This window comes from Massilia sp. PWRC2 (genome assembly GCF_049896725.1).
GTDB lineage: Bacteria > Pseudomonadota > Gammaproteobacteria > Burkholderiales > Burkholderiaceae_D > JAFCUW01.
In genome coordinates, this window is the sequence record NZ_JAFCUW010000001.1 from 400,375 (window position 1) to 414,052 (window position 13,678).

The window sequence follows — 13,678 nt, forward strand, 5'->3', positions numbered from 1 at the left end:
CGCGTGTGCTTGTCATGACGTCCAACCTTTGCTTGGGTAAAACCGGCGTTGATTCGGCCGGCTACCGTCATGATAATAGAATTTAATACTCTGGCGACACACTCTAAGACACAATTTATGTATCAGCTGGTGGCGCAGTCGGCACCGGAGCGGCACCGGATCGGTACCAGAGCGGCACCAGCGCGGCGCCGCTCCAGCCTACTTCCAGGCCCCGCGCAGATGACTGACGCGCTCCTGCAGCAGCTCCGGCGTCGCTTCGGCGGGTGGCACCGGCGCGCCCACCGCCAGCGCCAGTCTGGAGCGCGCGCCGCGGGTAAATACGCGCTCGAACAGCTTGTTGGGATCGCGCGTAAACACGCTGCCCCACAGCCCGCGCAGGGCCATCGGAATGACGGGAACCTTGCTGCGGCCAACGATTTTCGCTATGCCGCCGCGAAATTCGTTGATCTCGCCATCGCGCGTCAATTTACCTTCCGGGAAGATACACACCAGGTCGCCCTCGTGCAGGGCCTGGGCGATATCGACATACGCCTTCTCCATCAGCCACGGATCTTCCTTGGCCGGCGCGATGGGAATCGCCTTGGCGGTGCGGAAAATCCAGCCAGCCAGGGGAATCTTGAAGATATTGTGGTCCATGACGAAGCGGATCGGCCGCGGGCTGGCGGCGACGATCACGAGGGCGTCGACGTAACTGACGTGGTTACACACCAGCACCGCCGCGCCTTCGTCGGGAATGCGTTCGGCGCCCACCACCTCGACCCGGTGGATGGTGTGAATGAGCATCCAGGCCACAAAGCGCATCAGGAATTCCGGCACCAGCGAGAAGATATACAGCGCCACCAGCGCATTGAGCAGCGCGGTGGCGAGGAACATTTGCGGGATGCTCGCGCCCAGTTTCAGCAGCACCATCGCCATCAGCGCCGACGCCACCATGAACAGTGCATTCATGATGTTGGTACCGGCGATGGTGCGCGAGACGTGGGCGGGATCGCAGCGGGTCTGGATCAGCGCGAACAGCGGCACGATGAACAGGCCGCCGAACACGCCGATCAACACGATGTCGGCGAGGATGCGCGCCACGCCGGCCTGGTGCAGCAGGCCGTAAGCATCGACGGCAACGGTGTTGTGATAACCGAGGCTGGCAAAATACAGGTCGATGCCAAACACCGACAGGCCGATGGCGCCAAATGGCACCAGGCCGATTTCGACCTTGCGGCCGGAGAGTTTTTCGCACAGCAGCGAGCCGCAGCCGATCCCCAGCGAGAACACCGTCAGCAGCAGCACGAACACGCCATGGTCGCCGTGCAGGTAGTCCTTGGCGTAGACGGGAAACTGCGACAGCATCAGGGCGCCGTAAAACCAGAACCACGAGTTACCGAGCATGGACAGGAACACCGTGCGGTTGCGGCGCGAGAACGCCAGGTTGCGCAGCGACTCGGCCAGCGGATTCTTGCTGACCACCAGATCGGGCGCCGGCGCCGGCGAGAGCGGAATACGGTAGCTCGCCAGCAGGCCAAACACCGCCACGGCGACGGTGGCGCCAGCCACCAGTTCAATGCCGAACGGTCGCTGCGACACCAAGAGGGCGCCGCCGATTTCGCCCAGCAGGATGCCGACAAAGGTGCCCATCTCGATCACGCCATTGCCGCCCACCAGTTCATGGGGGCGCAGGTTTTGCGGCAGATAGGCATATTTGACGGGGCCGAACAGGGTTGAATGGACCCCCATGCCGACCAGCGCCAGCACCAGCAGCCACAGGCTGTGACTGAGCCAGCCGATGGCGGCGACCGCCATGATGGCGATCTCCAGCCATTTGACGGCGCGCGCCAGGCGCGACTTTTCAAATTTTTCGGCGATCTGGCCAGCGGTGGCGGAAAACACCACGTACGGCAGAATGAACAGCGCCGGCAGCACGATGTTGAGCATCGCCGGGGCGATCGTGGTCCAGCGCGCGGCGTCGTAGGTGAGCATCACCAGCAGTGCCGTCTTGAACAGGTTGTCGTTGAAAGCGCCGAGGAACTGGGTCCAGAAAAACGGCGCGAAGCGGCGTTGTCCCAGCAGGGCGAACTGGCTGGGGTGCGCCGGCGGTGTGACAGCGGCAGCGTCGGGGGAATGGCTCGAATGGCGCATGGCAGGCAGCCCGGAATGAACAGACCCGTAAAATACAGCACATTCGGTGCCCCGACAAACTGTGTTTCCGCAAATCACTGCGGGGCATCAAAGCCGACGTCCTGGTATCGTCCCGCGCTACTTACGCTACTTCCGCTGCATGCGCCACGCCGCGCTGGCGCGGTACAGGGGACCGATCAGCATCACCACCGTCACCATGCGCGTCACATGAAAGGCCGTCACGATCGGCACGCCCAGGCGCAGCACGCGCGCCGTCAGCGACATCTCGGCGATGCCGCCGGGTGACGTCGCCAGCACCGCCACTGCCGGATTGATGCCGGCCAGCGCCGCCAGAAACGCGCCAAAGCCGGCCGCGGCGACGATCATCAATAGCGCACAACAGGCGGCGCTGGCCATGAAACGCGGCGCCGTGTGCACGAACGCCGGAGTAAACCGGGTGCCCAGCGCGACGCCGATGAACAGCTGCCCAAGGTGGATCATCCATTCCGGCAGACGGCTCAGGTGCACGCCGCCAGCCGTCAAAGCGATGGCCACCAGCAGCGGACCGATCACCCATGCATTGGGCGAATCGAGCCGCATCAACAGCAGCGCGCCGGCCGCCGTCAGCGCGATTAACAGCAGCAGACCCGCCGTATGGACGCCGTCGGCGCCCGCCACATACAGATCGGCGCCGGCGGCCAGGCCGTGCTGGCCCCACCAGCGAATCGCCAACGGAATGGTGGCCACCACCAGCATGATGCGCAGGCTGTGGGCGGCCGCCACCCGTTCGACGACGGCGCCGTGGCGTTCACCCTGGGCCGCCATTTCGGAAGCGCCACCGACGGCCATGGCAAAAAAACAGGTGACGCCATCGGCGCCCGACAATTTTTGCAGCAGCGCGCCGCCGGCCACGCCCAGCGCCAGCGCGAACAGCACCGCCAGCGCAATCGAGCCTGCATACGACCCTAGCGTGGCCACCACCGGCGCCGTGAAATACAGGCCGAGCGTCGTGCCGATGGCCCACTGACCAGCGCAGCGCACCTGCACGGGCGCACGCAGGGGTGCGCCCAGCATGCAGGCGGCAGCGCTGGCAAACAGCGGGCCGATCATCCACGGCAGCGGCGTATTGAACTGCACGCACAGCGCGGCGGCAGCGCCGGCCAGCAGCAATGCGGCCGCCAGCATCGAAGCTGCTCTCAGCATGGCCACATCAAGTCGAACGCTCAAGCAAAGCGGTCAAGTCAATCCGATCAAAACACCCACAGTTTATCGGCCGGCATGTGCAGATAATACGAGCCAGGGTCCAGGCGCTGCTTGGCGTAGGCGCGCAAGCTCATGCCGCCGCGACTGAACAGGCACTCCCAGCGATCGCCCAAATACATGCAGGTCAACAGCGGCAGCTCGAGCGCGTTCTCCAGTGGGGTGGCACTGACCCGCACCTCTTCGACGCGGATCAGGGGTTGTACCTGGGCGCTGCGGTTGGCACCACGGGCGGTACCGCGCAAGGGCGTACCATCGACCAGCAGCTGTACCTGCGCGCCATCGCGGCCAACGACGGTGCCGGTGAGGCGGTTGTTCGAGCCCATGAACTCGGCGGTGAACAGGGTGTCGGGCGTTTCGTACATCGACTGCGGGCTACCCTGCTGCTCGATCTTGCCGTTATTGAGCAGCAGGATGCGGTCAGAAATGGCCATCGCTTCGGCCTGGTCGTGGGTGACCATCAGCGCCGACAGGCCGAGCCGCACGATCAGTTCGCGCAGGAAGGCGCGCGCTTCTTCGCGCAGCTTGGCGTCGAGGTTCGACAGTGGTTCGTCGAGCAGGATCACAGGCGGGTTATAGACCAGCGCGCGGGCAATCGCCACGCGCTGCTGCTGGCCGCCGGAGAGCTGGTGCGGAAAGCGCTCGCCAAGCGGCCCCAGACCGAGCTGCACCAGCACGTCGTTGACCTTGGCGGCGATTTCGCTCTTGCCCATCTTGCGCAGCTTGAGGCCGTAGGCCACATTATCGAACACGGTTTTGTGGGGCCACAGGGCGTATGACTGGAACACCAGTCCCAGGTTGCGCGCCTCGGCCGGCATTTCCAGCTTGCTGGCGCCGTCGAACACGCGCCGCTCGCCGATGTCGATGGTGCCCGCTTTCGGGCTTTCCAGTCCGGCCACTGCGCGCAGCAGGGTGGTCTTGCCGCTGCCGGAAGGCCCCAGCAGGGCCACCACTTCGCCCCGCTGCAGGTGCATCGATACGCCCTTGAGAATCTGGTTGGCGGCGGCGCCGCTGCCATAGTCCAGGTGCAGTTCGTTGACGGACAATTCGTTCATGGTCTGGTCTCGTTTCATGGTCGTTCTCGGATCGATGTATATTAATTATGCAGTTTGACGCCGAAGCGCAGCGCGATGCCCAGGCCAATCGCCACCAGCGTGATATTGATGAACGACAGCGCCGCCACCAGGTCGGTCGAGCCGCCCGCCCACAGCGACACCAGCATGGCGCCAATGACTTCGGTGCCGGGCGAGAGCAGATAGACCCCGGTCGAATATTCGCGCTCGAAAATCAGGAACACCATCAGCCAGGCGCCCAGCAGACCAAATTTGATCAGTGGCAGGGTGACGTCGCGCGTCACCTGCCCACGGCTGGCGCCAACAGCGCGCGCCGCTTCTTCCAGTTCCGGCCCCACCTGCAGCAGCGCGGTGGAAATGAGGCGCATGCCATACGCCAGCCACACCACCGAATACGCCAGCCACAGGGCGAAAATGGTCGAGCGCACCGCACGCAGGGCGGGAATGGCATGCGCGATCAGGTATTGCGCGACCGCGCTGTCGGACAGTTTGAGCAGACTTTCCAGCCACGCCGGCACGAACAGGAACACCCACAGGAAGGCCAGGCCGGCCAGCAGGCCCGGCACCGCGCGCGGCACCAGCACCGAGTAATCGAGCAGGCGGGTGATGCCGTCGGGTTTGCGGTGCATGGCCAGCGCGATGGCGCTGTAGCACGCCACCGCCAGCGCGCCGCCGATCACGCCGATCAGGATGGTATTTAAAATCCCGCGCATCAGCGACGGCTGCTCGAAAATGTCGCGGAAGTGCTGCAGGGTCAGCACATCGACCAGCTTGACGCCCTCTCCCCAGTACAGTACGAAAGAGCGCAGCACAATGCCGGAGATCGGCAGCACGATGGTAAACACCAGCCAGCCGGCCAGCAGCGCAAAGGCGATCCACTTCCAGCGCCCCAGCGGCATGACTTTCTGGCGCGCGCCCTTACCCTTGATCGACACATACTTGGAAGAAGACTTGAGCAGGTGGCGCTGCAGCATCACCAGCGGCATCGTCACCGCCACCAGGCAGACGGCGACGGCGGCCATCAGGTGGTACGAGGGGGTACCGAGCTTGTTGGTCAGTTTGTACAGGTAGGTGGCCAGCACCAGGTGGCCTTCCGGGTCGCCCAGCACCAGCACCAGGCCGAATACTTCAAAGCCGAGGAAGAACACCAGCACACCGGCATACGCCAGCGCCGGCATGATCATCGGCAGCGAGACGTTGAGCATCACCTGCAGCGGCGAGGCACCAGCCACGCGCGCTGCTTCCTCGACGTCGGAACCGAGGCTTTTCAGCGCCGACGAGGCGTACAGATACACGTGCGGCACGTGGGTCAAGCCAGCGATGATGACGATGCTGGTGAACGAATAAATATTCCAGGGGACGAAGCCGAGCAGCTGCTTGGCCCAGATCGAATAAAAGCCCACCGGTCCCATCGATACCACGTAGCCAAAACCCATCACCATGGGTGAGACGAAAATCGGTACCAGCAGCAGCGGCGCAATCGGCCCGCGCCCTGGCAAATCGGTGCGGATCATCAGGAAGGCCAGCGCGCCGCCCAGCGGCACGGCGATGGCAGCCAGGCCACCGGCGAGGATCATGCCGTTCTTAAAGGCCTGCCAGAAATCGGGATCGTCGAAGATGAAGCGGTAAGCGTCCAGCCCCAGCACCTTGACCGGCATGAAAAACGGCGCCGACAGAAAGCTCTGATAAAAAATCAGCAGCAGCGGCACGAATACGGCGACACAGGTCAGCATCACCACCAGGCCGCGCGACCAGTGAAGGCGGCGCACTGTGGGCAAGCCGGTGGGCAAGGAAAAGGTCGAGGTCGACATCGGAAGTTCCGAAAAAAGGCGTTACGGGGACGGCGCAGCGGCAGCTGCCGCGCCATCTTCACTGACGGGCAAAAAACCGCTTATTTTTTACCGCCGGTTTCTTTCCACTGCTTGAGAAAGGCCATGCGCTTGGCTGGCGCCAGGTAGCCCAGCAGGGCCGGTCCGACCGGCACCGGCTTGATGTTTTTTTCGCCCACCAGCTTGATCAATTCGGCCGACGTGGTCTCGCCCTTGACGTCGGCGCGAATCGCGTACAGCTTCGATTCATTGGCGATGATGGTCTGACCGCGCGCCGACAGCATGTAGTCGAGCCACAGCTTGGCGGCGTTGGGGTTCTTCGCCGCCTTGTTGATGAACAGGACGCGCGAGAGGATCAGCGTGTAATCCTTCGGCAGCACGATGCCGATCGACGGATCGGTCTTGGCGCGCACCAGCGCGTAGGAGCCAAGCACGTTGTAGCCGATCAGGTTCTCGCCCGACGAAATGCGCTCGAGCATGGTGCCGGTGGACGACTGCACGCGCACGCGCGCGCTGCCGAAGGCCTGCGCCAGCACGGGGAACTGCGGGTAATCCTGCGCGTCCTGGGTCATGAACATGAAGCCGACGCCGGATTTTTCGATGTCGTAGGTGGTGACCTTGTCGCGGAACTTTTCGGTGGCGATGATGCGGGCAAAATCGGCGTGCGTCTGCGGGATCTCGGCGCCCGTCACCAGGCGCTTGTTGTAGACAATGGCGGCTGGTTCGAAGGTGGTGCCGTAAGCCATGTCATTCCACATCGCCCAGCCGGGGATTTTCGATGCTTCCACCGATTTGTAGGCCAGCGCGTAGCCTTCCGAGGCCAGCTTGATTTGCAGGTCCATGGCCGACGACCACAGGGCGTCGGCGGTATTGCCACCGGCAGCGGCCTCGGAGATGAAGCGGTTGTAAACCTCGGTCGAATTCATGTCGTTGTATTCGACGCTGATGCCGGGATAGAGGGCGCTGAAATCCTTGATCAGCGGTTGTGCGGCCTTGCTGTCGGTGGCGCCGTAGACCACCAGCTTGGCTTCCTTGCGGGCGCCGTCGATGATTTTCTGGTAGTCGGCCGGATAGCCCGCCGGTACCTGGGCAAAGGCGGCGCTGTCCAGGGTCGAGAGCACGGCGGCGGCGATGAGGGAAAGGTGGCGTTTCATGGAATCTCCGAAAGGTTATTGTTGTATGGGTGCTGCCTGAAAAATTGCGTGTACTGCGCTTAGCGCACCAGCTTGAACTGCCTGGCCAGCCTTTGGTACTCGTCGACTGCCTTGGCGACGTAGCGGGTCAGCGGCGCGCCGGTCAGGGTGAACGGATAAAAGCCATAGGCGGCGCGCATCTGCGCATAATCGGGCGACGCCTGCATGCGCTCGAACACGCCGACCCAGTGCTGGTACTGGGCGTCGCTCGCCTGCGGCGCCATCCACACGCCGCGAATGACCGGCCACACCACATCGATGCCCTGTTCGCGTGCGGTCGGCACACTGGCCAGCACACCGGGCAGGCGCTGCTCGGAGAGCACGGCCAGCACGCGCACTTTACCGGCGCCGGCGTACAGGGTGGCTTCCGACGCATCGCCCGGCACCACCTGCACGTAATTGGCGTCGAGCGCGGTGAACGCTTCACCACCACCCTCGAGGGCGACGAAGCGCATGGTTTTCGGGTCGACGCCGACGGTCCGCGCCAGCATCGCCATCTTCATCCAGTCCTGGCTGCCGATGGTGCCGGAGACGCCGATCAGTACCTTTTTAGGATCGCGTTTTAATGCTGCCAGCAGGTCGGCCAGGGTGCGGTACTGCGAGTCGGCACGCACGGCGATCATGCCGTAATCGGCGCCCAGCGCGGCCACCCAGCGGACGTCGCCGGCACTGGCGTTGCCGAATTTGCCCTGCGCCAGATTAAGTAGCGAGCCGCCGGAAAACGCCACCAGGGTATCGCCCTCGGCGGCGCGCTGCGACACCATGGTGTGCCAGGCGACCGCGCCGATCCCGCCTGGCAGATAGCTCAGGCGCATGTTCTCGCCGCCCGCCTGCCGGCGCAGCGCTTTCTGCGCCAGCTTGCAGGTCAGGTCCATGGCGCCACCGGGTTTGGATGGCACCACGCACTCGGCGGCAGTGCGTGCAGCGGCCGCCGTGGCCCATGCCAGGCTGGCGCACAGTATCAGGATCGACGGCAGGCGCATGGCGCTCAGAAGCGGTGCTGGATACCGACGGTGACGCCGCGCTGGGTACTGGCGAAACCGGGATCGTCACGCGACAGGCTGACCAGCTTGTTGTTTTTCGCCTTGGCGTAAGCGGCAGCGGCGTACAGGTCGGTGCGCTTGGACAGCGCATACATACTGCGCAGCACATACATGGTGGGATCGGCATCCTGGCCAGCAGCGACATTTTTGACGTCGACGTAATAGACCGCGCCGGTGAAGGTCCACGCCGGCTGCACGTAGTAGGACACGCCGCCCCAGTAGGTATCGGCCTTGACGTCGGCAGTGGCGGCGCGGCCGGCCACCAGTTTGTAAGCACGCACGCCAGCGGTGAAGCGCCAGTCGGTCAGCTTGTAATCGGCGGCCAGGTGATAGGCACTGGTTTCGTCGCGGTTACCGGTGGCAGTGACGACGGCGTTGCCGTTGATGCGCTCATAGGCGGCCATGGCGGCGAACGGGCCGCGCGTCCAGGAGCCCGCCACCGCGTACTTGCGGCCATCGTTGGCGGAACCGGGCTGCTCGCCGAGGGCGACGGTGGCACCGTATTTAAAGTCACCGGTGCTGCCCGAATATTTGACCAGGTTGTCGAACGCGGTGGTCATGCCGTACTTGGACGGGCCGGAGCCATTGGTTGACGTCGCCCAAGAATAGTTCGGCGCATAGCCGAGCGGATCGAACAGGATGACGAAGTCGTAGGTGGTGGTGAACGAGCGGCCGATCACCACGCGGCCATAATTACCTTCCAGCCCCACGTAAGCCTGGCGCTTGAACAGCACGCCGTCCAGGTTGCCCGTATCGAGCAGGATGCCGCCTTCGAGGTTGAACACGGCCTTCAGGTTACCGCCCAGGTCTTCGACGCCGCGAAAGCCCCAGCGTGACGTATTTTTACCGCCCGAGATCACCTTGGTCATGCTGCCGCCGCTGGCGGTGGCGTTATTGAGCTGCTCGACGCCGGCGTCGATCAGGCCATATACCTGGACGTTCGACTGGGCGTGGGCGACAGTGGCAGCGATTGAAAGGACAGAAAAAGCGGAAAAAAGGGCGAGCGAAAGCAATGACTTGTTCATACGTGTCTCCAGCGGTGGTTATAGTTATGGGTAAAACTTTTTTCTATCCTTACTATACAAGTCGCTCCCTTTCATTTGCCTTTCAGCGCGCCACAACGGGCAGCCGCACGACACCAGCGGATCAGTTGGTGGCGATGGTAGACCGACCTATTTTTCACTTGACCGGCGCGCAACTCGGGTTACACTTGCGCGCGATGAAAATACTTTTGGTTGAAGACCACCCCGAACTATCGCACTGGCTGGCCAAGGCCCTGCGTGACGCCCACCTGACCGTGGAAACGGCCCACACCGGCGCCGATGCTGACACCCTGCTGCACACGCAGGATTATGCACTGGTCATTCTCGACTTGAGCCTGCCGAAAATGGACGGCCTCGAAGTGCTGCGGCGCCTGCGCGCACGCGGCGGCGCGCGCGCCAACACGCCGGTGATGATCCTCACCGCCCGCGGCGGTCTGGAAGAGCGCGTGCAGGGCCTCAATCTGGGCGCCGACGATTACCTGGCCAAGCCGTTCGAACTGGCCGAGCTGGAAGCGCGCGTCAAGGCGCTGCTGCGGCGCAGCCAGGGCAACGAGGCGCTGGTGCACCAGTGCGGCGCCCTCGCCTTCGACACCGTCACCCGCATGTTCAGCTACGACGGCGCGCCGCTCGGCCTGACCCCGCGCGAACACGCCGTGCTCGAAGCGCTGATCACCCGGCCGGGGCGCGCGGTACCGAAAGAAAAACTGTTCGACGAAGTGTTCGCGCTGTCGGACGACGCCAATGTCGACGCCATCGAGCTGGTGATCCACCGGGTGCGTAAAAAACTCGACCGGGTCGGCAGCAACGGCGCCGCGATTACCACCTTGCGCGGTATCGGCTACATGCTGCAGCCGAAGCAGGCGGCAGCGGCAGACGCCATCTGATACGCCGCCGTTGATGACGCCGTTGCTGACCTCGCTGACACGTCGCCTCGGCGCCGGCAAGCCGCTGGGCAGCCTGCGCAACGAGCTGCTGCGCTGGCTCTTGGTGCCGCTGGTGCTGTTAGTTGCCGTCAATTCGCTATCGGCCTACAACAATGGCCTCGACGCCGCCGACGTCGCCTACGACCGCGCCCTGCTCGCCTCCACCCGCGCGCTGGCCGAACGGGTTTCGGTCAAGGATGGCAAGGTTGTCGCCGACGTTCCCTACGTGGCACTCGACAGCTACGAAACCGATACGCTCGGCCGCATTTTCTACAAGGTCACCGGCATCAGGGGCGAGACGGTATCGGGCTTTGGCGACCTGCCGCCGGTGCCGGCCAACGTGCCCCGTTCGGACGCCTATCCGGCGCTGGTGCGCTTCTATCAGGCTGACTATCGGGGCGAGCCGCTGCGCATCGCCGCCCTGCTGCAGCCGGTGTATGACGACTCGATGCGCGGCATCGCCCTGATCCAGGTAGGCGAAACGCTCGACGCCCGCCGCGGCCTGTCGCGCAAAATTTTGATGGACACCCTGCTGCGCCAGGGCTTGCTGCTGCTGGCGGTGGCCACCCTGGTATGGTTCGCCGTGCGCCTGGTGCTGGCGCCGCTCATGCAGCTCAAGGGCGAAGTCGAGCGGCGCGATATCCATGACCTGTCCGACGTCGACGCCGCCCTGGTGCACCGCGAAGTGCGCCCGCTGGTCGGCGCCATGAACGGCACCATGTCGCGCATGCAGGGCTTGATCGCCAGCCAGCGCCGCTTCATCGCCGACGCCTCGCACCAGCTGCGCACGCCACTGACGGTGCTGAAAACCCAGGCCCAGCTGGCGCTGCGCGAAAACGATGTGGCCGCCATGCGCGCCATCGTCGGCTCGATCGCCGTCACCACCGACGCCACCGTCCACCTGGCCAATCGCCTGCTGACGCTGGCGCGCATCGAACATGGTGGCGAAGCAGCCGCCCTGCAGCCGCTCACGCTCGATACCGTGGTGCGCCAGGTGGCGCTCGAGCTGGCCCTGCCGGCGGTGCAAAAACAGCTCGACCTGTCGCTCGACGTCACTGGCACGGCGCACATCGATGGCCACCCCCTGCTGCTGCACGAAATGATCAGCAACCTGCTCGACAATGCGATCCGCTACACGCCGCCGGGCGGCAGCGTGGCACTGCGGGTGAGCGCGACGGCGGCCGGCGTGCTGCTGCAGGTGGAAGACAGCGGCGACGGCATCGCCAGCAGCGAGCGCGACAAGGTATTCCGGCCGTTTTACCGCGCGCAGGCAAGCCTGGCCGCGCACCAGGATGGCAGCGGACTGGGGCTGGCGATCGTGCGCGACATCGCCGTACTGCATGGCGCGGACATCGTGCTGGCCGATGGCGCAGGCGGTAGCGGCCTGCTTGTGAGCATCTGTTTTCCGCTACCCAAGGTGGCCAGCGGCGGCGACGTCGAACGGCGTTGAGGCGTCGCAAACGCCGTTCGCAAGGGCCCACGCGGCGACGCAGCGCGCGTAAAATCGCCCGCATGAAAACGCCATATACCGTTTGCTGGATCGCCCTCGATGCGCTGGGGCCGGAAGACGATGACGCCGAGCTGCGCGCCTGCGTCAGCGTCGACCTCGACGAGCGCGACCAGTTCGACCAGCCTGTCGAGCACGAACACAGGCCCGTGTTGCCCGCGCTGGCGCGCCACTGTGGTCACGGCGTCGGTCCGGCCAGGACTGGCGACGGCGCATAAGGCGAAACGCTGCCGTCATGTCAATAAAAGCACGGGAAGTGCTTAATTCCGTGCTTTTAAGAAATGGGACAGGCACCGGCCAGTCCCATTTATTGTTTACTGAAAAACCCGCCGCCTGGCCAGCGCCAGGAGCCTAGCTCAAACTCTCCAGCCGGATCCGCGTCACCGTCCCCACCACCGTTTCCAGCGCCTCGATCCTGGCAATGGCCGCATCGATATTGCGCTCGCGCGTCTGGTGGGTCAGCATGATGATGTCGAGGCGGGTGGCGCCTTCGGCCGGCTCTTTTTGCAGCACGGCGTCGATCGAGATGCGGGCGTCGGCCAGGATGCGGGTCAGATCGGCCATCACCCCCAGGCGGTTTTTCACGTACACGCGCAGGTAGTAGCTGGTGTTAATTTCCGACATCGGCCAGATCGCCACATCGGTCATCTGGTTCGGCTGGAAGGCCAGGTGCGGCACCCGGTACTCGGGATCGGCGGTGGCCAGGCGGGTGATGTCGACCAGGTCGGCAATCACCGAGGAGGCGGTCGGCTCGGCGCCGGCGCCCTTGCCGTAATAGAGCGTGGCGCCGACGGCGTCGGCCTGCACCAACACCGCATTCATCGCCCCTTCGACATTGGCGATCAGGCGCTTGGCCGGGATCAGGGTCGGGTGCACGCGCAGCTCGATCCCTTCGACGCCGTCGATGACGGTGCGCCGCGTGATACCCAGCAGCTTGATGCGGTAGCCCAGCTGCTCGGCATACTTGATGTCGACCGCCTGCAACTTGCTGATGCCTTCGATGTGGGCGCGCTCGAACTGCACCGGGATGCCAAAGGCGATCGCCGACATGATGGTCAGTTTGTGGGCGGCGTCGACCCCTTCGATGTCGAAGGTGGGATCGGCTTCGGCATAGCCGAGCGCCTGCGCCTGCGCCAGCGCGGTGGCAAAATCGAGCCCTTTATCGCGCATCTCCGACAAAATGAAATTGGTGGTGCCGTTGATGATGCCCGCCACCGATTCAATGCGGTTGGCGGTCAGCCCCTCGCGCAGCGCCTTGATGATGGGGATGCCGCCAGCGACGGCCGCCTCGAACGCCACCATCACCCCGCGCTCCTGGGCGGCGGCGAAGATCTCGTTGCCATGCATGGCCAGCAGCGCCTTGTTGGCGGTGACCACGTGCTTGCCGTTGGCAATCGCCCGCAGCACCAGTTCGCGCGGCAGCTCGTAACCGCCAATGAGTTCAATGACGATGTCGATATCGGGATGGTCGACCACGGCGAACGGATCGCCCACCACCGTCACACCGGCGCCGACGAGCGCACTGGCGCGGGCGACATCGCGCGCGGCGACCATGGTGATTTCAATGCCGCGGCCGGCGCGCCGGCGGATTTCTTCCTGATTGCGCAGCAGGACGTTGTATGTGCCGGCGCCGACGGTGCCGATGCCGAGCAGACCTACTTTGATGGGATTCATAAGCTTTATAGGTAAAAGATGGGC

General features: G+C 64.3%; 11 protein-coding genes. 3 read left to right on the forward strand and 8 right to left on the reverse strand.

All coding sequences use genetic code 11. The features are described from left to right. Nucleotides 1-198 precede the first annotated feature (198 nt). The 7 genes from ACP7BZ_RS01810 to ACP7BZ_RS01840 all read right to left on the reverse strand — a co-directional run bounded on the left by ACP7BZ_RS01810 (nt 199) and on the right by ACP7BZ_RS01840 (nt 9,532). Complete coding sequence (locus ACP7BZ_RS01810; protein WP_426109933.1) at nt 199-2,130, reverse strand: MFS transporter; 1,932 nt, start codon at nt 2,128-2,130, stop codon at nt 199-201. A gap of 126 nt (nt 2,131-2,256) precedes the next feature. After that, on the reverse strand, nt 2,257-3,312 hold the full coding sequence (locus ACP7BZ_RS01815) for an AbrB family transcriptional regulator (RefSeq protein WP_426109934.1): 1,056 nt from the start codon (nt 3,310-3,312) through the stop codon (nt 2,257-2,259). Between the two features lie 47 nt (nt 3,313-3,359). Continuing rightward, nucleotides 3,360-4,424 (reverse strand): ABC transporter ATP-binding protein, encoded by a 1,065-nt coding sequence (locus ACP7BZ_RS01820; RefSeq protein ID WP_426110502.1) that lies wholly within the window; start codon nt 4,422-4,424, stop codon nt 3,360-3,362. 41 nt (nt 4,425-4,465) lie between these two features. Beyond that, nucleotides 4,466-6,253 carry an ABC transporter permease gene (locus ACP7BZ_RS01825; RefSeq protein ID WP_426109935.1) on the reverse strand — a complete coding sequence of 596 codons (1,788 nt, stop codon included), beginning with the start codon at nt 6,251-6,253 and terminating at the stop codon, nt 4,466-4,468. Nucleotides 6,254-6,333: 80 nt separating this feature from the next. Beyond that, nucleotides 6,334-7,425, reverse strand: coding sequence for an ABC transporter substrate-binding protein (locus tag ACP7BZ_RS01830; protein WP_426109936.1), 1,092 nt, complete (start codon nt 7,423-7,425; stop codon nt 6,334-6,336). 59 nt (nt 7,426-7,484) lie between these two features. Next, on the reverse strand, nt 7,485-8,447 hold the full coding sequence (locus ACP7BZ_RS01835; protein WP_426109937.1) for a tripartite tricarboxylate transporter substrate binding protein: 963 nt from the start codon (nt 8,445-8,447) through the stop codon (nt 7,485-7,487). 5 nt (nt 8,448-8,452) lie between these two features. Next, complete coding sequence (locus ACP7BZ_RS01840) at nt 8,453-9,532, reverse strand: porin (RefSeq protein ID WP_426109938.1); 1,080 nt, start codon at nt 9,530-9,532, stop codon at nt 8,453-8,455. Between the two features lie 194 nt (nt 9,533-9,726). Here ACP7BZ_RS01840 and ACP7BZ_RS01845 point away from each other — a divergent pair, with 194 nt between their 5' ends. The 3 genes from ACP7BZ_RS01845 to ACP7BZ_RS01855 all read left to right on the forward strand — a co-directional run bounded on the left by ACP7BZ_RS01845 (nt 9,727) and on the right by ACP7BZ_RS01855 (nt 12,198). Further along, on the forward strand, nt 9,727-10,434 hold the full coding sequence (locus tag ACP7BZ_RS01845; protein WP_426109939.1) for a response regulator: 708 nt from the start codon (nt 9,727-9,729) through the stop codon (nt 10,432-10,434). Between the two features lie 13 nt (nt 10,435-10,447). After that, nucleotides 10,448-11,923, forward strand: coding sequence for a sensor histidine kinase (locus ACP7BZ_RS01850; protein WP_426109940.1), 1,476 nt, complete (start codon nt 10,448-10,450; stop codon nt 11,921-11,923). Between the two features lie 62 nt (nt 11,924-11,985). Then, nucleotides 11,986-12,198, forward strand: a complete 213-nt coding sequence (locus ACP7BZ_RS01855; RefSeq protein WP_426109941.1) for a hypothetical protein — start codon at nt 11,986-11,988, stop codon at nt 12,196-12,198. Between the two features lie 133 nt (nt 12,199-12,331). Here ACP7BZ_RS01855 and ACP7BZ_RS01860 read toward each other — a convergent pair whose 3' ends face one another. Continuing rightward, nucleotides 12,332-13,654 (reverse strand): homoserine dehydrogenase, encoded by a 1,323-nt coding sequence (locus ACP7BZ_RS01860; protein WP_426109942.1) that lies wholly within the window; start codon nt 13,652-13,654, stop codon nt 12,332-12,334. Nucleotides 13,655-13,678: the final 24 nt, after the last annotated feature.

Excerpts from the sequence above, each read along its gene's own strand:
- ACP7BZ_RS01810 (WP_426109933.1), bottom strand. The coding sequence starts at position 2,130 with ATGCGCCATTCGAGCCATTCCCCCGACGCTGCCGCTGTCACACCGCCG.
- ACP7BZ_RS01815 (WP_426109934.1), bottom strand. The coding sequence starts at position 3,312 with ATGCTGAGAGCAGCTTCGATGCTGGCGGCCGCATTGCTGCTGGCCGGC.
- ACP7BZ_RS01820 (WP_426110502.1), bottom strand. The coding sequence starts at position 4,424 with ATGAACGAATTGTCCGTCAACGAACTGCACCTGGACTATGGCAGCGGC.
- ACP7BZ_RS01825 (WP_426109935.1), bottom strand. The coding sequence starts at position 6,253 with ATGTCGACCTCGACCTTTTCCTTGCCCACCGGCTTGCCCACAGTGCGC.
- ACP7BZ_RS01830 (WP_426109936.1), bottom strand. The coding sequence starts at position 7,425 with ATGAAACGCCACCTTTCCCTCATCGCCGCCGCCGTGCTCTCGACCCTG.
- ACP7BZ_RS01835 (WP_426109937.1), bottom strand. The coding sequence starts at position 8,447 with ATGCGCCTGCCGTCGATCCTGATACTGTGCGCCAGCCTGGCATGGGCC.
- ACP7BZ_RS01840 (WP_426109938.1), bottom strand. The coding sequence starts at position 9,532 with ATGAACAAGTCATTGCTTTCGCTCGCCCTTTTTTCCGCTTTTTCTGTC.
- ACP7BZ_RS01845 (WP_426109939.1), top strand. The coding sequence starts at position 9,727 with ATGAAAATACTTTTGGTTGAAGACCACCCCGAACTATCGCACTGGCTG.
- ACP7BZ_RS01850 (WP_426109940.1), top strand. The coding sequence starts at position 10,448 with ATGACGCCGTTGCTGACCTCGCTGACACGTCGCCTCGGCGCCGGCAAG.
- ACP7BZ_RS01855 (WP_426109941.1), top strand. The coding sequence starts at position 11,986 with ATGAAAACGCCATATACCGTTTGCTGGATCGCCCTCGATGCGCTGGGG.
- ACP7BZ_RS01860 (WP_426109942.1), bottom strand. The coding sequence starts at position 13,654 with ATGAATCCCATCAAAGTAGGTCTGCTCGGCATCGGCACCGTCGGCGCC.